This window comes from Pedococcus sp. P2_E2 (assembly GCF_056403955.1).
In genome coordinates this window covers 105,887-128,629 of record NZ_JBFUEM010000010.1, presented here as the reverse complement: position 1 = coordinate 128,629, position 22,743 = coordinate 105,887, and the positions used below count along the sequence as shown (strand labels likewise).

21 protein-coding genes are annotated in these 22,743 nt (G+C 69.6%); 8 read left to right on the top strand and 13 right to left on the bottom strand.

All coding sequences use genetic code 11. From position 1 onward, the window contains the following. Nucleotides 1–18: 18 nt before the first annotated feature. From AC1DWR_RS18785 to AC1DWR_RS18770, 4 genes are all read right to left on the bottom strand, one after another. Complete coding sequence (locus AC1DWR_RS18785; protein WP_477624954.1) at nucleotides 19–1,080, bottom strand: BMP family lipoprotein; 1,062 nt, start codon at nucleotides 1,078–1,080, stop codon at nucleotides 19–21. A gap of 134 nt (nucleotides 1,081–1,214) precedes the next feature. Next, nucleotides 1,215–2,429: an amidohydrolase gene (locus AC1DWR_RS18780; RefSeq protein ID WP_477614887.1), complete on the bottom strand. Its 1,215-nt coding sequence runs from the start codon at nucleotides 2,427–2,429 to the stop codon at nucleotides 1,215–1,217. Between the two features lie 77 nt (nucleotides 2,430–2,506). Beyond that, the gene (locus AC1DWR_RS18775) at nucleotides 2,507–4,186 is read right to left on the bottom strand and encodes an acyl-CoA mutase large subunit family protein (RefSeq protein ID WP_477614886.1); all 1,680 of its coding nucleotides are present in this window, start codon (nucleotides 4,184–4,186) and stop codon (nucleotides 2,507–2,509) included. Nucleotides 4,187–4,292: 106 nt separating this feature from the next. Continuing rightward, nucleotides 4,293–4,772, bottom strand: coding sequence for a GbsR/MarR family transcriptional regulator (locus tag AC1DWR_RS18770; protein ID WP_477614885.1), 480 nt, complete (start codon nucleotides 4,770–4,772; stop codon nucleotides 4,293–4,295). Between the two features lie 53 nt (nucleotides 4,773–4,825). Between AC1DWR_RS18770 and AC1DWR_RS18765 the strand changes: the two genes are divergently transcribed. Both AC1DWR_RS18765 and AC1DWR_RS18760 read left to right on the top strand, forming a co-directional pair. Continuing rightward, entirely contained in the window at nucleotides 4,826–5,794 is a 969-nt protein-coding gene (locus AC1DWR_RS18765) for an ABC transporter ATP-binding protein (RefSeq protein ID WP_477614884.1), read from the top strand. Next, the gene (locus AC1DWR_RS18760; RefSeq protein ID WP_477624953.1) at nucleotides 5,791–7,380 is read left to right on the top strand and encodes an ABC transporter permease; all 1,590 of its coding nucleotides are present in this window, start codon (nucleotides 5,791–5,793) and stop codon (nucleotides 7,378–7,380) included. Before AC1DWR_RS18765 ends, AC1DWR_RS18760 begins: the two co-directional genes overlap by 4 nt. An 8-nt stretch (nucleotides 7,381–7,388) precedes the next feature. Here the strand turns inward: AC1DWR_RS18760 and AC1DWR_RS18755 are convergent, their stop codons facing one another. Continuing rightward, the gene (locus AC1DWR_RS18755) at nucleotides 7,389–8,498 is read right to left on the bottom strand and encodes a mannose-1-phosphate guanylyltransferase (protein ID WP_477624952.1); all 1,110 of its coding nucleotides are present in this window, start codon (nucleotides 8,496–8,498) and stop codon (nucleotides 7,389–7,391) included. Between the two features lie 100 nt (nucleotides 8,499–8,598). On the opposite strand from AC1DWR_RS18755, the gene AC1DWR_RS18750 reads away from it, so the two are divergent. From AC1DWR_RS18750 to AC1DWR_RS18725, 6 genes are all read left to right on the top strand, one after another. Next, nucleotides 8,599–9,741, top strand: coding sequence for a glycosyltransferase family 4 protein (locus tag AC1DWR_RS18750; protein ID WP_477614881.1), 1,143 nt, complete (start codon nucleotides 8,599–8,601; stop codon nucleotides 9,739–9,741). 167 nt (nucleotides 9,742–9,908) lie between these two features. Continuing rightward, nucleotides 9,909–10,286: a succinate dehydrogenase, cytochrome b556 subunit gene (gene sdhC / locus AC1DWR_RS18745; RefSeq protein WP_477614880.1), complete on the top strand. Its 378-nt coding sequence runs from the start codon at nucleotides 9,909–9,911 to the stop codon at nucleotides 10,284–10,286. Nucleotides 10,287–10,302: 16 nt separating this feature from the next. After that, the gene (locus AC1DWR_RS18740; RefSeq protein ID WP_477614879.1) at nucleotides 10,303–10,773 is read left to right on the top strand and encodes a succinate dehydrogenase hydrophobic membrane anchor subunit; all 471 of its coding nucleotides are present in this window, start codon (nucleotides 10,303–10,305) and stop codon (nucleotides 10,771–10,773) included. Nucleotides 10,774–10,810: 37 nt separating this feature from the next. Then, on the top strand, nucleotides 10,811–12,586 hold the full coding sequence (sdhA, locus tag AC1DWR_RS18735; RefSeq protein WP_477614878.1) for a succinate dehydrogenase flavoprotein subunit: 1,776 nt from the start codon (nucleotides 10,811–10,813) through the stop codon (nucleotides 12,584–12,586). Beyond that, complete coding sequence (locus AC1DWR_RS18730; protein ID WP_477614877.1) at nucleotides 12,586–13,368, top strand: succinate dehydrogenase iron-sulfur subunit; 783 nt, start codon at nucleotides 12,586–12,588, stop codon at nucleotides 13,366–13,368. Before sdhA ends, AC1DWR_RS18730 begins: the two co-directional genes overlap by 1 nt. A 96-nt stretch (nucleotides 13,369–13,464) precedes the next feature. Next, a complete protein-coding gene (locus tag AC1DWR_RS18725) occupies nucleotides 13,465–14,775 on the top strand; it encodes a D-alanyl-D-alanine carboxypeptidase family protein (protein WP_477624951.1) in 1,311 nt (436 codons plus the stop codon). A gap of 4 nt (nucleotides 14,776–14,779) precedes the next feature. Here AC1DWR_RS18725 and AC1DWR_RS18720 read toward each other — a convergent pair whose 3' ends face one another. From AC1DWR_RS18720 to AC1DWR_RS18685, 8 genes are read right to left on the bottom strand one after another with little or no spacing between them, the layout of a single operon-like run. Then, on the bottom strand, nucleotides 14,780–15,859 hold the full coding sequence (locus tag AC1DWR_RS18720) for a YihY/virulence factor BrkB family protein (RefSeq protein WP_477624950.1): 1,080 nt from the start codon (nucleotides 15,857–15,859) through the stop codon (nucleotides 14,780–14,782). 1 nt (nucleotide 15,860) lies between these two features. After that, the gene (locus AC1DWR_RS18715; RefSeq protein ID WP_477614874.1) at nucleotides 15,861–16,376 is read right to left on the bottom strand and encodes a 2'-5' RNA ligase family protein; all 516 of its coding nucleotides are present in this window, start codon (nucleotides 16,374–16,376) and stop codon (nucleotides 15,861–15,863) included. 23 nt (nucleotides 16,377–16,399) lie between these two features. Next, nucleotides 16,400–17,422 carry a tryptophan--tRNA ligase gene (gene trpS / locus AC1DWR_RS18710; protein WP_477614873.1) on the bottom strand — a complete coding sequence of 341 codons (1,023 nt, stop codon included), beginning with the start codon at nucleotides 17,420–17,422 and terminating at the stop codon, nucleotides 16,400–16,402. A 13-nt stretch (nucleotides 17,423–17,435) separates the two neighbouring features. Next, nucleotides 17,436–18,875, bottom strand: coding sequence for an alpha-galactosidase (locus tag AC1DWR_RS18705; protein WP_477624949.1), 1,440 nt, complete (start codon nucleotides 18,873–18,875; stop codon nucleotides 17,436–17,438). After that, a complete protein-coding gene (locus tag AC1DWR_RS18700; RefSeq protein WP_477624948.1) occupies nucleotides 18,829–19,494 on the bottom strand; it encodes a glycoside hydrolase family 36 N-terminal domain-containing protein in 666 nt (221 codons plus the stop codon). Before AC1DWR_RS18700 ends, AC1DWR_RS18705 begins: the two co-directional genes overlap by 47 nt. Beyond that, nucleotides 19,491–20,414: a carbohydrate ABC transporter permease gene (locus tag AC1DWR_RS18695; RefSeq protein WP_477614871.1), complete on the bottom strand. Its 924-nt coding sequence runs from the start codon at nucleotides 20,412–20,414 to the stop codon at nucleotides 19,491–19,493. Before AC1DWR_RS18695 ends, AC1DWR_RS18700 begins: the two co-directional genes overlap by 4 nt. Continuing rightward, entirely contained in the window at nucleotides 20,411–21,307 is an 897-nt protein-coding gene (locus tag AC1DWR_RS18690) for a carbohydrate ABC transporter permease (protein WP_477614870.1), read from the bottom strand. Before AC1DWR_RS18690 ends, AC1DWR_RS18695 begins: the two co-directional genes overlap by 4 nt. A 32-nt stretch (nucleotides 21,308–21,339) precedes the next feature. After that, nucleotides 21,340–22,692 carry an ABC transporter substrate-binding protein gene (locus AC1DWR_RS18685; RefSeq protein WP_477624947.1) on the bottom strand — a complete coding sequence of 451 codons (1,353 nt, stop codon included), beginning with the start codon at nucleotides 22,690–22,692 and terminating at the stop codon, nucleotides 21,340–21,342. Between the last annotated feature and the right edge of the window lie 51 nt (nucleotides 22,693–22,743).

Below are 22,743 nucleotides of genomic sequence, written 5' to 3'. Positions count from 1 at the left end.
CGACAAAAGAGGTGTCGATCAGGGCTTTTCGGGAACCGTGATCTTCTTGTCGATGATCTGCTGCTTGTAGTCGTCCAGCTTGGTCTTGATGTCGTCGACCTGACCGCCGGTCGTGGAGTAGTCCACACCGCCAGCCTTGAGGTCGTAGATGTTGTTGCCGGTCTTCTCCTTGCCGTCGGCCGCCGACTTGATGAAGTCGTAGACCGCGACGTCGACCTTCTTGATCATCGACGTCATGATGACCGAGCGCACGTCCGCCGGAGCGGTCAGGGCCTGGTCGGAGTCGACACCGATGGCCAGCTTGCCGGCAGCCTTGGCGGCCGTGAAGACGCCACCACCGGAGCCGCCAGCGGCGTGGTAGACCACGTCGGCGCCCTTCTGGAACATGCCGTCAGCAGCAGTCTTGCCCTTGGCCGGGTCATTGAAGCCGCCGAAGTCCGGCGGCTGGGTGAGGTACTGGGAGTCGATCTTGATGGCCGGGTTGACGGCCTTCGCCCCGGCGATGTAGCCAGCCTCGAACTTCTTGATCAGCCCGACGTTGACGCCACCGACGAAGCCGATGTGGCCCGTCTTGGACTTCAGAGCGGCCGCCGCACCGACGAGGAACGAGCCCTCGTTCTCGGCGAACGTGATCTGGTCGACGTTCGGGCCCTTCGAGTCGTCCGACGCGTCGTCGACGATCGCGAAGTGCACGTCCGGGTTGGCCTTGGCAGCCTTGCCGACCGACTTGGCGTAGGCGAAGCCCACCGCGACGATGTGGGTGTAGCCGGCGTCAGCCAGCTGCTGGAGGCGCTCCTCACGGGCGGCTTCGTTCTCACCGTTGACCGCGGCGGCTTCCTTGGTGTCCACCCCGAGCTCGGTCTTGGCCTTGTCCAGGCCTGCCGCAGCGGCGTCGTTGAACGACTGGTCACCGCGACCGCCGACGTCGTAGGCCATGCCGACCTTGACGTCGCTCTTCTTGCTCGAGCTCGAGCTGGAGCTGGAACCGCTGCCCCCGGCGTTGTCGCCCGAGTCACCACATGCGGCGAGGGTCAGTGCTGCCACCGACATCACCGCGGCAACCTTCATCGTGTGACGCAAGGCTGTCTCCTGTTCTTTGATTGCACGAGGCGCTGTGCTGCGCCACTAGGGCGTGAGGATAGCCCGACGAACTGCTGGGTAACTCGGCCTTGAGGCACTTGGGACACAAACCGTTACCGATCCGCGACTGTCCCTCAACCGGGCTGCGGCGCTCCGACCGGCGTCTTGACAACGCCGGCCACCACCACGCCGGCGAGCACCCGGGCGCCCTGGACGACCGAGTCGTCGTCGACCACGAGGTCGCCCTGGTGGAGGTCGTAGGTGTGCCCGCCCGGCGTGCGCGTTCCCAACCGCGCCATGGCACCTGGAACCTTCCGCAGGTACCACGCGAAGTCCTCGCCACCGAGCGACTGCTGCGTTCCCAGGGCCGTCAGGCCCGCACCCTCGGCCGCGGCCCGGAAGACCTCGATGGCCTCCGCGTCGTTGACCACCGGAGGCACTCCCTGGACGTGCTCGAGTACTGCCGTCACGGCATACGGGGCGACGATGTGCTCCACCGCCTCGGCGAGGAGGGGGCCGATGGTGGTCCACGCGTCGGCGTCGAGCATCCGCAGGGTGCCGGCGATCGTGCCGCTGGACGGGATCACGTTGGCGGCCTGGCCGGCATGCACCTCGCCCCACACCAGCGCGAACGCCGTCCGCGGGTCGAGCCGGCGGGACAGGACGGCCGGCAGCTCGGTAACCACCTTGGCCAGCGCGAAGGTGAGGTCCTCGGTGAGGTGGGGCCGCGACGTGTGGCCACCCCGCCCCGCGAGGTGCACGGTCACGCGGTCAGCTGCTGCGGTGATCGCACCGTCACGCAGGCCCACCGTACCGACGTCCAGGCTGGGGTCACAGTGGACGGCGAAGATCGCGTCGACGTCGTCGAGGGCACCCTCGGCCAGCAGGTCGACGGCACCGCCGGGGATGACCTCCTCGGCGGGCTGGAAGAGCAGGCGGACCCCGATGCCCCGCTCGCGCAGGGCTTCCTCGTGGGCCTTGAGCGCCAGCCCGGCACCGAGCATCCCGGCGACGTGGACGTCGTGACCGCAGGCGTGGCAGATGCCCTCGGTGGTCGAGGCCCACGGCAGGCCCGTGCGCTCCCCCACAGGCAGAGCGTCGAGGTCGGCGCGCAGCGCCACGCGGTATGCCGGCTGCTCGGCTCCGAGATCGGCGATCAGCCCGCTGACGGGCAGGCGGCGCACAGCGACCCCTGCGGCCTCGAGGCGTTCGGCGACCTTGGCGGTCGTGCGCGTCTCGCCGCGGGACAGCTCCGGGTGCGCGTGCAGGTCGTGCTGCAGGGCGAGGAGATCGGGGGCGAGGGCGTCGATGGTGGTGCACAGGTCGGCCAGCAGCTGGTTGTCGCTCATGTCAGCGGTGACTCTACCCGCGGACCGGCCCTACCCCGGCCGCGTGCCACGATCGGTGAACGAGGCGTCCCTGGCCCTCAGAAGGTCTCGCGAGGGACGTAGAGGCCCCACACGTCGCGCAGGGCGTGGCTGACCTCGCCGCCGGTCGCGCGCAGCCGCAGGGCCTCGCGCATCGGGTAGAGCAGGTTGTCGGTGCCGCGGGCCGCCTCGCGGACTGCCTCGAGGGCGGCCTCGACGGCGTCGTTGTCGCGCTCGGCCCGGAGGGCGGCGAGGCGCTCGCGCTGGTCGTGCTCGATCTGGGGGTCGACACGGAGCGGCTCGTACGGCTCCTCCTCGTCGAGGGCGAACCGGTTGAGGCCGACGACGGTGCGTTCCTTGCTGTCGATCTCGAGCGCGATGCGGTAGGCCGACCGCTCGATCTCGGACTTCTGGAAGCCCTGCTCGATCGCGGCGACGGCTCCCCCCTTGTCCTCGACGGCCTGGATGAGGTCGAGGGCGGCAGCCTCGACGTCGTCGGTCATCGACTCGACCACGTAGGAGCCGGCGAACGGGTCGACGGTCTTGGTCACGTCGGTCTCGTAGGCGATGACCTGCTGGGTGCGCAGGGCGAGGCGGGCGGCCTTCTGGGTCGGGAGGGCGATCGCCTCGTCGAACGAGTTGGTATGCAGCGACTGGGTGCCACCGAACACCGCGCCGAGGCCCTGGAGGGCGACGCGGACGAGGTTGACCTCGGGCTGCTGCGCGGTCAGCTGCACCCCGGCGGTCTGGGTGTGGAACCGCAGCATCTGGCTCTTCGGGTTCTGGGCGCCGAACTCGTCACGCATGATCCGCGCCCAGATCCGGCGGGCCGCCCGGAACTTGGCGACCTCCTCGAGCAGGGTGGTCCGCGCCACGAAGAAGAACGACAGCCGTGGAGCGAAGTCGTCGACGTCGAGCCCGGCAGCCTGCGCGGCGCGGACGTACTCCTTGGCGTTGGCCAGGGTGAAGGCGATCTCCTGCGCTGGCGTCGCCCCCGCCTCGGCCATGTGGTAACCGCTGATGGAGATGGTGTTCCAGCGCGGAAGTTCCTTGTGGCAGTAGGCGAAGATGTCGCTGATCAGTCGCAGCGACTCCTTCGGCGGGTAGATGTACGTGCCGCGCGCGATGTACTCCTTGAGCACGTCGTTCTGGATCGTCCCGGCCAGCCGGGCCGCGTCGGCGCCGTTCTCCTCGGCGACCAGCTGGTACATGAGCAGGAGCGTGGCGGCCGGGGCGTTGATCGTCATCGACGTCGACAGGTCACCCAGCGGCAGCCCACCGAACAGCGTCCGCATGTCGTCGATCGAGTCGATCGCGACACCGACCTTGCCGACCTCGCCGTGCGCGATCGCCTCGTCGGAGTCGTAACCCATCTGCGTCGGCAGGTCGAACGCGACGGACAGCCCGCCCGTGCCGTTGGCCACCAGCTCGTGGTAGCGCTCGTTGGACTCCTTGGCGGTCCCGAACCCGGCGTACTGCCGCATCGTCCACGGCCGCCCCGTGTACATGTTCGGGTAGACGCCGCGGGTGTAGGGGAACTGCCCCGGCTCACCGAGCTGGGTCTCCGGGTCGAAGCCCTCGAGGTCGTCCGCGGCATACACGGCCTTGATCGGCAGGTCGGACTCGGAGCGGGTCTGCAAGCGGTCCTCGGGGACATCGGCGGCCATGCCGCCCACGATAGTGAGCCGGTATGCCGTGTGGTCACCACTCGTGGCCCACCTCACCGTGGGCTCGGTCACCCTGTCTCCCCTTTATCGGGTCTAGGGAGAAACGTCGGCTTCACCCCGAAACGGTTCCCGGGCGAAGCCGCCCTAAGTCCCTAGACCCGATAAAGCTGGGACTGGGTCAGTAGCCGAGCTCGGCGCGGCGCTTGTCCCATCTCTGGGAGAGCTGGTGCATCTCCTCGGTCACGAACTCGAGGAACGCCACGCTGAGCGCCAGGCGGTCCCCCGCGGTCGTCCCCCGCCCACCCACCTGGTCGACGCCCTCGCGGAGGGACTGGGTCAGCGGGGCGTAGATGTTGGCCGAGTTCATCATCACGTCGTGCCAGGCGTCGTCGGCGACGACGTAGACGTCACGACGACTGCCCTGCTCGCGCTCCCGGTGGATCATCCGCATCTGCTGGAGCGAGCGCACCGCACCCGACACCGACGCAGGGCTGACCGCGAGCACCTCCCCGAGCTCGGCGGCCGTCATCCGGCCGTCGTCGTCGGCCAGCAGGGCGGCGAAGACCCGTGACGGCAGTCGCTGCATCCCCGCCGCGGTCAGGGCAGAGCCGAAGCGCTCGACGAAGCGCGACGGGTCGGCGGCGGGAGTGGAAGCCATGAAGAGAGTTTAGATCATTCAGAGTTTTCTGAAAACCGTGTATCGTCGGAGCCATGGCACATGTCATCGAGGCAACCGGCCTCATCAAGAAGTTCGGCGCCACGACCGCCCTCGACGGCCTCGACCTGACGGTCCACGAGGGCGAGGTCCACGGCTTCCTCGGCCCCAACGGAGCCGGGAAGTCCACCACCATCCGGGTCCTGCTCGGCCTGCTCCGGTCCGACGGCGGCACCGTGACCCTGCTGGGACAAGACCCGTGGAAGCACGCCACCGAGCTGCACCGACAGCTGGCCTACGTGCCCGGCGACGTCGTCCTGTGGCCCAACCTGACCGGCGGCGAGGTCATCGACCTGCTCGGTCGGCTGCGCGGCGGGATCGACGAGGGCAAACGCGACAAGCTGCTCGAGGCGTTCGAGCTCGACCCCACCAAGAAGGGTCGCTCCTACTCCAAGGGCAACAGGCAGAAGGTCGCGCTCGTGGCCGCGCTGGCCTCCGACGTCCCCCTGCTGGTCCTCGACGAACCCACCTCGGGGCTCGACCCGTTGATGGAGAAGGTCTTCCAGGACCACCTCACCCAGGTGCGAGCGGAGGGCCGCACGGTCCTGCTCTCCAGCCACATCCTGTCCGAGGTCGAGACGGCAGCCGACCGGGTCAGCATCGTCCGGGCCGGGCGGATCGTCGACTCCGGCACCCTCGCCGACCTGCGACACCTCACGCGCACGAGCATGACGGCGACGCTCGCCAGGCCCGTCGCCCAGACCGAGGCCTCGCGCTGGCCCGGTGTCGACGCCGCCCGACAGGACCGTGACCGCCTGCTGTTGTCGGTCGAGACCAGCGCCGTCGGCGACGTGCTCCAGCGACTGGCACCCCACGGCATCCAGGCGCTGACCTGCCAGCCGCCGACCCTCGAGGAGCTCTTCCTCTCGCAGTACCGCGACACGGTCGGCGACGGTCGGCACGACCACGATGTCCCGAACGGCCGCGCCGCCCAGGCCGCTCGGGAGGAGGAGGTGTCGGCATGACGTCCCTCGTCGGCACCGGACCACTCCTGCGGCTGGCGTGGCGTCGCGACCGCTGGATCGTGGTGGCCAGCGTCCTCGCCCTGGTGGCGACGGCGTACGGGTCGATGGCGGCCACCCTCGACCTCTATCCCACCGACGCCGAGGCCGCCTCGGGCGCTGCGGTGATGGTCGACAACCCGTCGCTGACCGCGCTCTACGGGCCGCTGCCCTCCGCGACCGCCGCCGGGATCGGCGTGCTCAAGACGGTGATGATGGGCAGCCTCTTCACGGCGTTCCTCGCGTTCGCGATCGTGCGACGGCACACCCGCAGCGAGGAGGAGGACGGCCGGTTCGAGCTCGTCGCTGCCGGCGTCGTGGGCCGCCGGGCCCCGCTCGCCGCCGCCGTCGGCCTCGCGACGATGACCGTGCTCGCGACCGGGCTGCTCTCCGCACTGAGCCTGGTCGCGACCGGTGTCGACCTGACCGGCGCGCTGGCGCTCGGCGTCGTCGAGGTCGTCGCCGGACTCGTGATGACCGGCATCACCGCCATCGCAGTCCAGCTCACCTCGACCACCCGCGGCGCCGGTGGCATCGCGGTCGGGGCGCTGGGCCTGGCCTTCCTCGTCCGTGCGCTGGCGGACACCACCCAGGGCGGGGGCCAGCACCTCATCTGGCTGTCGTTCCTGGGCTGGGCCGAGAAGGTCAGCCCGTTCGGCGCGAACCGCTGGTGGCTGCTCCTGCCGGCCGTCGTCGCGACGGCCGCCCTCCTCGTCGTCGCCGACGTCCTCCTGCACCGCCGCGACCTCGGCTCGGGCCTGTGGGCCGCGCGACCGGGGCCGACTCGTGCCTCCGCGGCGCTGAGCACCCCGCTCGGCCTCGCGTGGCGGCTCCAGCGTGGCGCACTGCTCGGATGGAGCATCGGGTATGTCGTCGTGGGCCTGGCCGTGGGCAACATCGCCAGGTCCGTGGACCAGATCGCGAGCAGCCCGGGCATCGAGGAGATGCTGCGGAAGATGAGCGGAGGGCAGGGCTCCCTGGTCGACGTGTTCTTCGGGACCGAGCTGCGGTTCCTCGCGATCGGGGTAGCCGGCTACGGCATCGCGACGGCCCTGCGCCTGCGGTCCGAGGAGAGCGCGGGGCGCGCCGAGGTCCTGCTCGCCACCCCGGTGAGCAGGTGGCAGTGGGTCGGCAGCCACACCCTCATCGCCGCGTTGGGCTCGGTGTGGCTGCTCGCCGTGGTCGGAACGGCCGCTGGGCTCACTGCCGGTGCCGTCAGCAGCACCGGAGTGGGGCAGCTGCTGCCGGCTGCCCTCGCGACGGCACCCGCGGTGCTGGTCTGCGTGGCCCTGACTGTCCTGCTGTTCGGACTGCTGCCCCGGTGGTCGACCTTCGCCTGGGGAGTGCTCGCGGTGTTCGTGCTGCTGGGCGAGCTCGGGGCGCTGCTGCGCCTGCCGAGCTGGATGCTGGCGATCTCGCCGTTCGACCACCTCGGCAGCCTGCCGGGCGGCGACGTCAACGCCGCTGGTCTGGTCGCCCTGGTCGTGGTGGCGCTCGTGGTCGCAACCATCGGCTTCACGCAGTTCCGCCGCCGCGACCTCGCAACCTGAACCCAGGGTCAGAGGAGGTCGGTGCGCCCCTCGGACCGCAGGGCGTCGACGACCGCCTTGACGTCCTGGGCGCGTTCACGGGACATCACGAGCAGCGCGTCCGGGGTATCGACCACCACGACGTCCTCGAGGCCCACCAGCGCCACGACCCGGCCGGTTCCGGGCACGACGATGCCGGTCGAGTCGACCACGCGCACGTCGGACGCATCGCCGAGGACGCGCGTCCCCGGCATACCGGCGGCGTCGGTCAGCAAGGAGCCCAGGGAGCTGAAGTCGCCCACGTCGTCCCAGCMGAACCCGCCCGGCACCATCGCGACCCTGCCCTCGGCAGCAGCGGGTTCGGCGACGGCGTGGTCGATCGCGATCTTCTCGAGCCCCGGCCACAGCTCGTCCAGCCGACCCGGGTCGGCCGCGAGCGCCCGGGCTCCCGCCGCGAGCTCGGGGTGCCACTGCGCCAGCAGGTCCAGCAGCACGGTCGCCTTCACGACGAACATCCCGGCGTTCCACCGGAACCGACCCGTAGCGAGGTACTCCTCGGCCCGCGCCCGGTCGGGCTTCTCGACGAACTGGCTGACCGCCGTGGCCGGTCCCTCGCCGAGCAGGGAGCCCATCTCGATGTAGCCGAATCCCGTTGCGGGATGGGTGGGTTCGATGCCGATCGTGACGACGAAACCCTGCTCCGCCACGCGAACGGCTTCGGCGACACAGGCCCGGAAGTCCTCCTCGTCCGCGATCACGTGGTCCGCCGCGAACGAACCCAGCACCGCCTCGGGGTCACGCGCCTCGAGCACTGCCGCCGCCCACCCGATCGCGGCCATGGAGTCCCGCGGCGCTGGTTCGGCCAACAGCTGGTCCGGGGGCAGGTCGGGCAGCTGCTCCGCCACGGCCGCCCGGTGCGAGGCACCGGTGACGACCAGCACCCGCGAGCCTGTCAGCGGGGTGAGCCGGTCCCAGGTCGCCTGCAGCAGGGAGCGTCCCGAGCCGGTGAGGTCGTGCAGGAACTTGGGCGACCCGGCGCGCGACAGGGGCCACAGCCTCGTCCCGGCGCCCCCGGCGGGGATCACCGCCCAGAAGCGGTCGTTCACTGGTGCAGCCTGACTCGTCGCCGCCGATGACATGGCCGGAACGCTAGCCCACGCACCAGCCCGTCACCTGCCGCTCACCCGACACACCCCCAGCCGTGGCCGTCACCTCACCGGGGTTGCCGACGCTGGTCGTGTGCGCGTAGCCATCGTCACCGAGTCGTTCCTGCCCTACCTAAACGGGGTCACGACCAGCATCTGCCGCGTTGCCGAGTGCCTGCGCGACCGTGGCCACGAGGCGCTCATCCTCGCCCCCCGTCCGGCCCCGACCCACTACGCCGGGTATGCCGTCCACGGCCTCGCGTCCGTGCCCGTTCGTCAGTTCCCTGTCGGGCTGCCGATGGGCGGCGAGGTCGAGGCGGCGCTGGCCGACTTCGCGCCGGACGTCGTCCACGTGGCCTCGCCGTTCGTGCTGGGCGCGAGTGCGCTGTCGGCCGCGGCACGGCTCGGGCTGCCGACCGTGGCGGTCTACCAGACCGACATGCCCAGCTACATCCGCCAGCACGGCCCGGGGGCGGTGGGACGCGGCGCCGCCCGGGCGGCCTGGCGCTGGATCCGCAGGATGCACGAGATGGCCGACCTGACTCTGGCCCCCTCGTCGGCGACCCTCGCCGAGCTGCAGGCGCACGGCATACCCCGCACGGCTCTGTGGGCCCGGGGAGTGGACGCCGCCCTGTTCCATCCCGGGTGGCGCGCGGACGCGGGCACCCGCGCACTGCGCCGCTCCCTCGCCCCGGAGGGGCAGGTGCTCGTGGGCTACGTCGGACGGCTGGCCCCCGAGAAGGAGCTCACCCGACTGGCGGCCCTCGCGGGCCTCCCGGGGCTGCGCGTGGTGATCGTGGGCGAGGGGCCCACCCGCCACGACGACGCCGCGGCCCTCACCGCTGCCGGCGTCGACGCGGTCTTCCTCGGCCGACGCGAGGGCGACGACCTCGCGAGGGCGTATGCCGCGTTCGACCTCTTCGTGCACACCGGCACCCGGGAGACCTTCGGGCAGACCCTGCAGGAGGCCGCGGCGACGGGGCTGCCCGTCATCGCCCCGGCTCGGGGCGGCCCCCTCGACCTCGTGGACCACTCGCGGACCGGGCTCCTCTTCGACCCGGACCACCCCGACGCACTGCGCGACGCGGTCGCGCACCTGGCTGGCGACCGGGCCAAGCGGGTGGCGATGGGTGAGGCCGGTCGGCTGCGGGTGACCCCCCGGAGCTGGGCGTCGCTGACCGACCAGCTGCTCACCCACTACACCTCGGCCCAGCGCGCCCGGTCCCTCGCCGGCTGAGTCGCGCCGCGACCACGCGGCATACCAGCGGGTAACCGGGCCTGTCTGGTTTCTCACAGGCAGGCCGTTCACGGTCCCGGCGGCCGGGCCGATAACCTGACGGGCGAACTACGGCCCTCGACGCTCGCCGACGACTGCCGTGACATCTGCTTCGAAAGGGACGCGCAGTGGCGCAGGCAGCCAACGGGACCCTCTACCGCGGCCGTGAAGGCATGTGGTCGTGGGTGGCCCACCGCATCAGCGGCGTACTGATCTTCCTCTTCCTGTTCGCGCACGTGCTCGACACGGCGCTGGTGAGAGTCTCCCCCGAGGCCTACAACGAGGTGATGGGTGCTTACAAGAACCCCGTCGTCGGGCTGGCGGAGGCCGGGCTGGTCGCCGCCGTGATCTTCCACGCGCTCAACGGCCTGCGCATCATCGCCGTCGACTTCTGGGCCAAGGGCCCGAAGTACCAGCGACAGCTCTTCTGGGCCGTTGCCATTGGTTTCGTCGTGTTGTTCGCGCCCTTCGCGATCCGGCACCTGACCGTCGTGTTCACGCACTGAGAGGCGGGCGGAACTCATGAGCGCCACCACCGAGACCAACTACCACGCCGGCCCCGACGCCGTCTCTGCCAAGAAGTCCCGCTACCGCCGGGTCTCCAAGGGCCGCGGCAACTTCGAGCTCTGGTCGTGGGTCTTCATGCGGGGCAGCGGGATCCTGCTGCTCGTCCTCGTGTTCGGTCACCTGTTCGTCAACCTCATGCTGGGCGAGGGCATCCACGGCATCGACTTCGCGTTCGTCGCCGGCAAGTGGAGCAGCCCGTTCTGGCAGACGTGGGACCTGTTGATGTTGTGGCTTGCGGAGCTGCACGGGTTCAACGGGGTCCGGACGATCATCAACGACTACACCGAGAAGGACCGCACCAGGTGGATCCTCAAGGGTCTGCTGGTGGCGAGCGCACTGCTCGTCATGGTGCTCGGCACGCTGGTCATCTTCACCTTCGACCCGTGCCTCGACCCCTCCTCCACCCTCTCCGTGTGCGCACGATGACCACGGTCGACCCAGGAACGCGAAGGAAACAGCACTGATGCAGACGCACAAGTACGACGTCGTCATCGTCGGGGCCGGCGGCGCGGGCATGCGTGCCGCGCTCGAGTCGAGCACCCGCACCCGCACCGCGGTGCTGACCAAGCTCTACCCGACCCGGTCCCACACCGGCGCGGCGCAGGGTGGCATGTGCGCCGCCCTCGCCAACGTCGAGGAGGACAACTGGGAGTGGCACACCTTCGACACCGTCAAGGGCGGTGACTACCTCGTCGACCAGGACGCGGCCGAGATCATGTGCCGCGAGGCCATCGACGCGGTCATCGACCTCGAGAAGATGGGGCTGCCGTTCAACCGCACGCCCGAGGGCAAGATCGACCAGCGCCGGTTCGGTGGGCACACGCGCAACCACGGTGAGGCCGCCGTCCGCCGGTCCTGCTTCGCGGCGGACCGCACGGGCCACATGATCCTCCAGACGCTCTACCAGAACTGCGTCAAGCAGGGCGTCGAGTTCTACAACGAGTTCTACGTCCTGGACCTGCTCATGAACACCGGAGCGGACGGCGTGCAGCACACCGCCGGGGTCGTGGCCTACGAGCTCGCCACCGGCGAGCTGCACGTCTTCCAGGCCAAGTCGGTCGTCTTCGCCACCGGCGGCACCGGCAAGGTCTTCAAGACCACCTCCAACGCGCACACCCTGACCGGTGACGGCATGGGTGTCGCCTTCCGGCGCGGCATCCCGTTGGAGGACATGGAGTTCTTCCAGTTCCACCCGACAGGCCTGGCCGGCCTGGGCATCCTGCTGTCCGAGGCGGCGCGTGGTGAGGGCGGCATCCTCCGCAACGCCGACGGCGAGCGGTTCATGGAGCGATACGCCCCCACCATCAAGGACCTCGCGCCCCGCGACATCGTCGCCCGTTCCATGGCCAACGAGGTCCGCGAAGGGCGCGGCGCAGGTCCCAACAAGGACTACGTCCTGCTCGACCTGACCCACCTCGAGCCGGCCCACATCGACGCCAAGCTCCCCGACATCACCGAGTTCGCCCGCACCTATCTCGGCGTCGAGCCCTACACCGAGCCGGTCCCGGTCTATCCGACCGCGCACTACGCCATGGGCGGCGTCCCGACCAACGTCGAGACCGAGGTGCTGCGCAACAACACCGACGTCGTCCCCGGCCTCTTCGCCGCCGGCGAGGTCGCCTGCGTCTCCGTGCACGGCTCCAACCGCCTCGGCACCAACAGCCTGCTCGACATCAACGTCTTCGGGCGCCGGGCCGGCATCGCCGCCGCGGAGTATGCCGCGAACGCGCCGTACGTCGACCTGCCGGCCAACCCCTCGACCTTCGTCGAGGCGATGGTCGAGGGCATCCGCACCCGCGACAGCGGAGAGCGCGTGGCCGACCTGCGCCGGGCCCTGCAGGAGACCATGGACCGCAACGTCCAGGTGTTCCGCACCGAGGCATCCATGAAGGAGGCTCTCGGCGTCATCGACGAGCTCAAGGAGCGCTACGCCCACGTCGTCGTCCAGGACAAGGGCAAGCGCTACAACACCGACCTCCTCGAGGCCGTCGAGCTCGGCTTCCTCATCGAGCTGGCCGAGGTCATCACCCTCGGGGCGCTGGCCCGCAAGGAGTCCCGCGGCGGTCACTTCCGCGAGGACTACGAAGCCCGCGACGACGTGAACTTCATGCGGCACACCATGGCCTACCGCGCGCCCGTCGCCGACGACGAGCAGGGCCCGAAGTTCGCGGACGAGGTCCGCCTCGACTACAAGCCCGTGACCGTCACCCGCTACCAGCCGATGGAGCGCAAGTACTGATGACCGCCACCACGACCGAGACGACCTCCGCAGGCACGACCGGCAAGGACGCCCCCAAGTCCGGCGCCGTCCCATCCTTCACGGTCACCCTAAAGATCTCGCGCTACAACCCCGAGACCGACAGCGAGCCGCACTGGGAGACCTACCAGGTCACCTCGCACGCCACCGACCGCATCCTCGACGCACTGCACCAGATCAAGTGGGACCAGGACGGCTCGCTGTCGTTCCGCAGGTCCTGCGCCCACGGCGTCTGCGGCTCCGACGCCATGCGGATCAACGGCAAGAACCGGCTCGCCTGCAAGACGCTGATCAAGGACGTCAACCCCGACAAGCCGATCACCGTCGAGCCGATCAAGGGCCTTCCCGTCGAGAAGGACCTCATCGTCGACATGGAGCCGTTCTTCGACGCCTACCGCGAGGTGATGCCGTTCCTGATCACCGAAGGCAACGAGCCCACGCGCGAGCGCATCCAGAGCCAGGCCGACCGCGACCGGTTCGACGACACGACCAAGTGCATCCTGTGCGCCGCCTGCACCACGAGCTGCCCGGTGTTCTGGAACGACGGCCAGTACTTCGGCCCGGCCGCCATCGTCAACGCCCACCGGTTCATCTTCGACACCCGCGACGACGGTGGCGCGCAACGCCTCGAGATCCTGAACGACAAGGAGGGCGTGTGGCGCTGCCGCACGACCTTCAACTGCACCGACGCGTGCCCGCGTGGCATCCAGGTGACGCAGGCGATCCAGGAAGTGAAGCGCGCGCTCCTGACTTCGCGCTTCTGAACCTTGGCCCACGTGACAGCGTCGTCGCGTAGCCGCGCCGTGGGGCGTCGCGGTCACCGACCTGGGCTCTTGCACCTCTCGCAAGCTCGTTTTACGGTGCTGCGCGCCCACCTCGGCACCCACTCCGCGAAGGTGCGGCGCGCGCTCCTCGGAGTCATCGTCTCGGGAGTCGCGATCTCGGTGGGGGTCGCAGTCCCGGGCTCGGCGGTCGCGCTCTCGCCTGCCGCCCACTCGCTGGTGAAGCCGACGCCGTCGGCGACGACGAAGGCGCTGCCCACTCCTGCGAGCACCGTCGATCCGCTGGTGTCGGTCGGCGGGCCGCAGTTGGCGTCGATGGGGGTCGTCACGGACCTGCCGGCGGGGGTTCCGGCGCCTCCGACGCTGCGGGACGTGTCGTGGGTGCTGGCCGACCTGGACTCGGGGAAGGTGGTCGCGGCAAAGGCTGCGCACGCGCGGTTGCTCCCGGCGAGCACGCTCAAGGCCCTCACCGCGCTGACCCTCATCCCGCGGGTGCCTGCCGGACGCAAGATCGTCGTGACCCAGGCGGATGCCAGTGCGGACGGCACCCGGGTCGGGCTGGTGCCCGGCCTGCCCTACACGGCGGGGCAGCTGTTCCAGGCGCTGCTCATGGCGTCGGGCAACGACGCGGCATACTCCCTCAGCGAAGCCGGCGGTGGCCGGGAGGCGACGCTGGCCGCGATGAACGAGGACGCGGCATACCTCGGGGCGCATGACACGACCGCCAAGGACCCGTCCGGCCTGGACCGACCCGGGCAGACGTCGAGCGCCTACGACCTGGCGCTGATCGGCCGGGCGGCGTTGCAGCTGAAGGACTTCCGCACCTACGTCACGACCAAGCAGGTCGACTTTCCCGGTGGCGTGGACCCCAAGACGAAGAAGCGCGCCACCTACAAGGTCAACAACCACAACAAGCTGCTCTACAACTACGACGGCACCATCGGCGTGAAGAACGGCTACACCGAGGCGGCCAACCGCACCTTCATCTCGGCTGTCACCCGAGGTGGCAAGACCTACCTGCTCACCGAGATGTACGGGCTCGACTCGTCGTGGCGTCCCCAGGCGGCGATGTACGACTGGGCGTTCGCCTACGGCGACAAGGCCAAGGCGGTGGGCGAGCTCGTCGCGCCCGGCACGGTCACGGCGTCGCCCACCCTGATGCCGAGCACGACCTCGCCCGCCCTGACCGGCCCGGGCCCGGCGGGACCGCACACGCAGGCGGCGACAGCGGCCGCTGCGCTGCCCGGCACGGAGCGGGCCTCCGCGTTCTTGGGCGGATGGGTGGGACCGTCCGCGGCGACGCTGCTGCTCCTGGCGATGCTCGTCATGCTGCTCCGCCTGCGCGCCCGGCGGCGCTCGGTGAGGGCACGCCGCGGGCGTTACCGCTGAGGGTTCACCTCCGGCGAACCAGGCTCCGTATGCCGCGCCCCAGAGTTCCCAGCGCCACCGCACCGACCGCACCCAGCACGGCACCGGCCGCCACACTGGTCCGGTCCGCGGCACGCTGGCCGAAGGTCGGCAGACCGGCGTCGGTGCGCTCGCGGATGCTGTCCACCGGCTCCGGGGCGGGCCCTTCGGCGAGCTTGGCCGCCTGACCCTGGCTGAGGCCGTCGCCCCCGACGGTGTCGAGGTCGTTGGCTGCCCAGGCCGCGGAGATGAGGATGACCCGCGACATGAGGTTCAGCCACACGAGCAGGCCCGCCACGAGGGCGAACCCGAGGTAGAGCTTGTTGCTGGTCGTGCTCGCGAGCAGCACGGAGCCGAACTTCTTGAGCACGGTCAGGCCGATCCCGCCGAAGACGGCGCCGTCGCGCAGGGCCCGCCACGGGAGTCGGATGCCCGACAGGAGGCGCAGCATGATCGCCACGAGGCCCCCGTCGAGCGCGATCCCCACGACGAACGCGACCACGGTGAGCACCCAGCCCTGACCCCCCAGCCCGATGAGGTCCGCAACCCAGGTCGCGGCAGCACCGGCGATCGCCCCGACCCCGGCGGAGAGCAGGATGCCGACGCCGAGCAGGACCAGGACCCCGATGTCGCGCAGCTTGGCGAGGACGGGGTTGCCTGAGCCTCCCTCCACCCCGAAGATCGCCCGGATCCCGTCGCGCAGCGCGCTGAGCCATCCGGTCCCTGCCAGGACGAGGCCGACCACCGAGACGATGCCCTGGATAGACAGGGTCGCGCCGGTGGGCACGTTGACGTCGATGATGCCGTCGGGCTGCGCATCGGTCTTGACGAAGCCGGGGAGCAGGTCGTTGATGGCGTTCTTGGTGTCGTCGAGCAGCTGCGGCTGGCTCCGCAGCACGATGCCGAAGACGGTGAAGGCCAGCAGCACCGCGGGGAAGATCGAGAAGAAGGCGAAGTACCCCACGCCACCCGCGAGCAGGTTGCCGCGGTGGTCGCCGTACCGCTTCCAGGCACGCCAGACGTGGGTTGTCTGGAACCGGGCCCACCAGGCCTTGAGCGTCCGCACGTCAGCGTCCGTTCAGGGCGAACGACCGCACCGGTCGCCAGACGCCGTCGGCGCCGTGCTCGTAGAGGTGGAACTCGTCGACGTCGAAGGTGCACTCGAAGTCCGCCAGCTCGGCGAAGGCCCGGTCGAGGTTGTCCTCGGAGACGTGGTGGGCGACCGTCACGTGAGGGTGGTAGTAGAAGTCGAGCTTGCGCTTGAGCGGCCCGCGCCGCACTTCCTTCTCCAGCAGCTCGCAGTCGGCGAGCCCTCCGGAGACCTGGACGAAGACGACCGGTGAGATCGGCCGGAAGGTGCCGGTGCCACGCAACACCATGTGGAACGAACGCCCCTGGGTGGCAACGGCTTCCAGGTGCTCCACCACCGTCGACAGGTCCTCGCCCTCCACCTCGGTGGGTGGCAGGAGCGTCACGTGCGTGGGGATGGACTCGGCGAGGGGGTCCCCGAAGGAGGCCCGCTTGCCCTGGAGCATCTCCGCATGCGGGGAGGGGATGGCGATGGACACACCGATGGTGGGCACGACGGCGACCCTACCGAACGCTCTCAGCGAGCACTGGGTAGCAGCCCCACGGCCGCGCGCACCCGAGCCATCGTGGCCTGGGCCACCTCGCGGGCCCGATCGGCTCCGTCGGCCAGGATGCGGTCCAGCTCGGCCGGGTCGGCCAGCAGCTCGGCCATCCGCGTCTGGAAGGGCGTCAGGCGGTCGACCACCACGTCGGCGACCTCCTTCTTGAGGTCGCCGTAGCCGCGCCCCGCGAACGAGGCCGTGAGGTCCTCGATCGAGGTGCCCGAGAGCACTGAGTGGATGACGAGCAGGTTGGACACACCGGGTTTGGCGTCCGGGTCGTAGCGCACCTCGCCATCGGTGTCGGTGACGGCCGAACGGATGTTCTTGGCGATCTTGCCCGGGTCCTGCATGAGGTCGATGAGGCCCTTGGGCGAGGACCCCGTCTTGCTCATCTTGGCCGTGGGCTCCTGCAGGTCCATGATCTTGGCGGCGCCCTTGACGATGTAGGGGTCAGGCACCACGAGGGTCTCGCCGAAGCGGGTGTTGAAGCGCTCCGCGAGGTCGCGGGTGATCTCGAGGTGCTGGCGCTGGTCCTCCCCGACCGGCACGTAGGCCGCGTCGTACATGAGGATGTCGGCGGCCATCAGCATCGGGTACGTGAGCAGCCCGACGTTGGCGTTCTGGCCCTTGGCGACCTTGTCCTTGAACTGGGTCATCCGGCGCGCCTCGCCGTCCGCGGTGAGGCAGTTCATCACCCAGCCGAGCTCGGCGTGCTCGGTGATGTGGCTCTGGCAGAACACGGCCGACCGCTTGGGGTCGACGCCACCGGCGATGAACTGCGCAGCCGTCGCCCGCGTGCGCTGGCGCAGCACCTCGGGGTCGGTGGGCACGGTCAGCGCGTGCAGGTCGGCCACGAAGTAGAAGGCGTCGAAGTCGTCCTGCAGCGTGACCCAGTTGACCAGTGCCCCGAGGTAGTTGCCGAGGTGCAGGGAGTCGCTGGTCGGCTGCATCCCGGACAGGATCCGGGGCAGCACGGCGGGCGCGGACGTTTCAGGCATGCGCGCCATTCTGTCAGGTCAGGTGCAGGAGGAAACCTTGGGCGGGGGACAGCACCGGCAGGGCGAGGCCGACGTCGCCCAGCGCCGCGCCGCTGACGCGGACGCCGTCGGAAAGCCCTGCCTCCCACCACTGGGGGCCCCCGGCCTGCGTCACGGCGGGCAGGCCCGCCTCCTGCCGCACCCGCACGGTGTAGGTGCGGGTCGGGTCGAGCCCGGGCAGGGCGACCAGCCCGGGTGCCACCGACGGCCCGCTGTGGGTCCGCAGGACCATGTATGCCGCCGCCTCACCTCCTGCGGCGACGGTGCCGGTCACGAGCAGTCCCGACTCCTCGGGCAGGTCTGCCCGAACGAGGTCCCCCGTGTGCAACAGGGGTCGCAGCTCGCGGTAGAGCCCGGACCAGGCGGACAGGGCGTCGAGCTCCTCGGGAGTGCACGTGGTGATGTCCCACTCGAGTCCGGCATGGCCCTGGAGTGCGACCAGCATCCGGAAGGACAGGTCCAGCGTGCGGTGGGTCGTGTGTGCGGTCGCCGGCCCGACGTGCGTCCCCATGAGCTCGGCGGGGACGAGCAGCGACGTCCATCGCTGGATCGCCGTGCGCTCCAGCGCGTCGTTGCAGTCACTGGTCCACACCCGGTCGGTGCGGGCCAGGACCCCCAGGTCGACGCGGGCACCACCGCTGGAGCAGGACTCGATCTCGAGGTCCGGGTGGGCGGCACGCAGCCGGTCGAGCAGGTCGTAGAACGCCCGCGTCTGCGCGTGGACGGCAGGGCGGTCGACGCCGCTGGCGTCACTCCGCACGGCCTCGTGCAGGTCGCGGTTGTGGTCCCACTTGATGAAGTCGATGCCGAGCTCGGTCACCAACGCGCTGATCTGGCCCTCGACGTGGGCGGCAGCCTGCGGGTTTGCGAGGTCGAGCACGTGCTGGTCGCGTGACGGCCGTGGATGGCCCGCCCGGGGGCCGAGCACCCAGTCGGGGTGGCCGCGCACCAGGTCGGAGTCGAGGTTGACCATCTCGGGCTCGAACCACAGCCCGAACTCCATGCCGAGTCCCTTGACGTGCTCGACGAGGGGCTGCAGCCCCTGTGGCCACATCTGCTCGGAGACCACCCAGTCCCCCAGCCCGCTGTGGTCGTCCCGCCTGCTGCCGAACCACCCGTCGTCCAGGACGAACCGCTCCACCCCGATCTGCGCCGCGGTGTCCGCCAGTCCCGTGAGGCGCTCGAGGTCGTGGTCGAAGTAGACGGCCTCCCAGGTGTTCAGGACGAGGGGGCGTGGCTCGTTGCTGTGGGTCGCCGTCTCCCGCTGGCTGCGGTGCAACCGCCGCGACAAGCCGTCGAGACCGTCGAGGGCGTGGACGAACACGACCTCCGGAGCCGTGTACGTCTCCCCCGGCGCCAGCCGCACCTCACCGGGCTCGAGCAGCTCGCCTCCGCCGAGGACGGAGGCGTGCACTCCCGCGCCCTCGGGCAGGCGCTCCGTGAGGTGCTCGGGGGCGCCCCCCCCCCGAGGCCCTCAGGTGGGTGCCGTCCTGCAGCCTGGACCGCTGCGGAGCCCGCTCGCGGCACCAGCGGCCGGTGAGGTCGAGGACCTCTGTGGCCCTCGAAGGCAGAGGCAGCAGGGCACGGAGGGCACCCACGTCCAGGGACAGCTCGGCGGCGTCCCCATCASGACGGTTGGTGACCGACTGCGAGACGCGCAGGACGCCGTGGGCGTCGAGGGTGTGCCGCAGCCGCACCTCGGTGGCGCCGTCGCGAGCCGTCATGACGAGGGAAAGGTCGTCGTCCTGCTCCGTGGTCACCACCCAGCGGGGAGCGGCAGCCCCGCCGGCGCGGTGCGCGGCATACCCGGGGGTGCCCAGCCAGCCGTCGCCTGAGGTGGGTAGGACGGTCAGTGGCCACGGCTCGTCGAGGGCGTTGTGTGGCACGGGCCCGCGCACGATCCCGGCGAGCTCGGCGGCGACACCGTCGGGCAGGTCGGCGCCCCAGTGGATCACGCTGGGCAGACCCTCGTCGGGGATCTCGTAGACCAGGCACGTGCCGGCGGACCGGAGGACTGCGGTCTGCGAGGTCATCCCTTGGTGGCTCCCAGCGTCAGGCCTGCGACGAACTGCTTCTGGAGCAGGAAGAAGATGATCAGGGTCGGCAAGGCTATGACGACCGAGCCGGCGGCGACGAGGTTGTTGTCGGTGAAGAACTGACCGCGGAGGTTGTTGATCGAGCTCGTCACCGGGAACTTGTCACCGGACTGCAGGAGCACGGTCGCCCAGAAGAACTCGTTGTAGATCCAGGTGACCTCGAGGGTCGCGAGGGCGGCGAGAGGGGGCCGGCACAGCGGCAGCGTGAGCTGGAAGAACTGGCGCAGCACGCCGGCACCGTCGACCACCGCGGACTCGTAGAGCTCGCGGGGAAGGGTCTTCATGTAGTTGGACAGGACGAACGTGCAGAAGCCGGTCTGGAAGGCCACGTTGACGAGGATCAGCCCCCAGTAGGAGTTGAGCAGGGTGCCCGACTCGCTGAACCAGAACGGCACCTCGATGGCGCGGAACATCCGGTAGACGGGGATGAGCAGGGCCTGCGGCGGCAGCAGGTTCGCCGCGGTGAACAGTCCGAGCAGCGCGAGGTTGAACTTGAACGAGAACCTCGCGACGACGAAGGCCACGCAGCACGAGAGGAACAAGGTCAGCAGCACCGCCGGCACGGTGATGTAGGCCGAGTTCAGCATCGTGTGGGAGAAGTTCGCCTGCTCCCAGGCGTTCTTGTAGTTGGCGAGCGTGAATCCGCCGAAGGACAGGTAGCCGTGCTTCGCGGTGTAGGCGTAGTCCCGGAAGCTGTTCAGCACCGCGTAGCCGACGGGGAAGATCCAGACCAGCGCCACGACGGCCAGGAACACCTGGATGACCCGGTTGCCCTTCTTCGTGCCGACACCCTGCGGACGCTTGCTGGAGAGCGGGTTGGCGCTTCTCGGCACGGTGACATCGACGACGTCGCTCATCGCTGCTCCCTCATGACGATGCGTAGGTACAGGACGATGAAGATCGAGGAGATGATGAGCATGAAGGTGGCCAGCGCCGAGCCGAAGCCGATGCGGCTGGCCTCACCGACGATGTTGGACGTGACGAGCGTCGAGATCAGCTCGAGGCCGTTGCGCCCCTTGTTGATGACCCACACGAGGTCGAACGCGCGCAGGGACTCGATCACGGTGACGACGAGCACGATGATGTTGATCGGGAACATCACCGGGAAGACCACCTTGAAGAACGTGGTGCGCTCGGTGGCGCCGTCCACCTTGGCTGCCTCGCGCAGCGTCGGGTCGACGCCCTTCAGCCCCGCCAGGTAGAGCAGCATGATGTAACCGACATGTCGCCAGCTGGAGGCGATCAGGGCCGCCCAGAGGTTGTACCGCTGGTCGCCGTACCAGTCGATGCTGCCACCGGTGATCTGGTTGATGAAGCCCTGGTCCCGGCTGTAGATCAGCTGCCAGATGAAGCCGACCAGCGCGAGGGACAGCACCACCGGCAGGTAGATCGCGGTCTGGTAGACCCGCGACCCCCGCACCTCACGATCCAGCAGCACGGCCAGGAACATCCCGATGGGCGTGGCGATGAGGAACATCACGGCGAGCCAGATCAGGTTGTGCTGCAACGCCGGGACGAACGGCGGGTAGATCGTGAGCACGTCCTTGTAGTTCCTCAGCCCCACGGACTTGGCCGAGGTGATCGGGCCGATCCCGTCCCAGTTGGTGAAGGAGAGCAGGACCGACCCGATCGCCGGCACCACGACGAGCCAGAGCACCAACAGCGTCGGCACCCCGATCATCAGGGACACGACGACCCGGTCGACCGGGCTGAGGTGGTCGATTCCCTTGTATTTCGAACGTCTGGCCACGGGTGCTCCTCGGTTGCGTCGGCGTCTTCGCGTCAGCTCGCGAAGATGCTCTGCTTCTGCTTCTCGATGTTGTTGACCAGGCCGTCGATGTCCTTGGGGTTCTTGAGGAAGGACTGGATGGCGGGGATCATCACCGTGGAGGCGAAGTCGGGGCGGGTGTCGCGGTCCATGAACTGGGCGATCGACTTGGCCTGCGAGACGAACTCGACCGACTTCTTCTGCAGCGAGGTGTATGCCGCCTTGTCCGCCTGGTCGTTCGTCGCGATCACGCTCGGGTCGGCCTTGACGACGATGTTCTGCGCCGCGGCGGAGCCCACGTAGCCGAGGAGCTTCTTGGCGCCGGCCTCGTTCTTCGGACGCTTGGCCATCATGTAGCCGTCGATGGGCGCCTCGATGGCGTCCGCGCCGATGGTGGAGTCGATCTCGGGGAAGTTGAAGAAGGTGAGGTCCTCCTGCTCCGCCCCCTTGCCGAACTGTTGCGCGACGAAGGAGCCGAGCAGGTAGGTGCCGGCCTTCTTCTGCTGGAGGGCCTGGGCGGCCTCCTGCCAGGTGCGCCCGAGCGAGTCGGGCTGGTGCATGTCGAGCAGGCCTGCCCAGGTGTCGAACACGGTCTTCACCTTCTGGCTGTTCCAGGCCTCCTTGCCGGCCATCAGGTCGACGTGGAACTGGTAGCCGTTGACCCGCAGGTTCAGCTGGTCGAAGGTGCCCATGGCCGGCCAGCCGTCCTTGTCGCCGAAGGCGATCGGAACGAGGCCGTCCTTCTTCATCTGTGCACCGAGGGCCTTGAACTCGTCGAGGGTCTTGGGCTCCTGGTAGCCGTGCTGCTGGAACACGCTCTTGCGGTAGAACATCGCCCACGGGTAGTACGTCGAGGGGACGAAGTACTGCTTGCCGTCGTCACCCGTCGAGGACTTCTTGAGCGCGTCGGACATCCCGGCCCCAGACAGGTCCTTCCAGACGTCGGTGACGTCACCGGCCAGCCCCTTCGAGGCGAAGAACCGCATGCGGTAGCCCGCGAACCACATCCAGACGTCGTCGGGCGAGCCCTGGAGGTAGTTGTTGATGTTCTCCTGGAAGGAGTTGTGGTCGATCGTGTTGACCTTGGCGGTCAGGCCTGCGTTCGCCTTCTGGAAGGCGTCCATCACTGCCTGGATCGCTGCCTTCGGCACGGCGTCGGACTGGTTGGAGCCCACGGTCACGGTGCCGGTCGCGGCGCCGCCACTCTTGGTGCCTCCGTCGCCACCGCAGGCAGCGAGCAGCGACGGTGCCGCCAGGAGGGTGCCGGCGCCGAGCGCGCCGCGCAGGAGAGTCCGACGGCTGACGCCGCGGACAGAGGCGGGAACGAGGCTGGCGAGGTACTCGGCCTCTGAGGTCGGGCGGGTCATTTCGGGTCTCCTTTGACACGGGCTTGACACGGGCTGCACCGGCGGTGACCG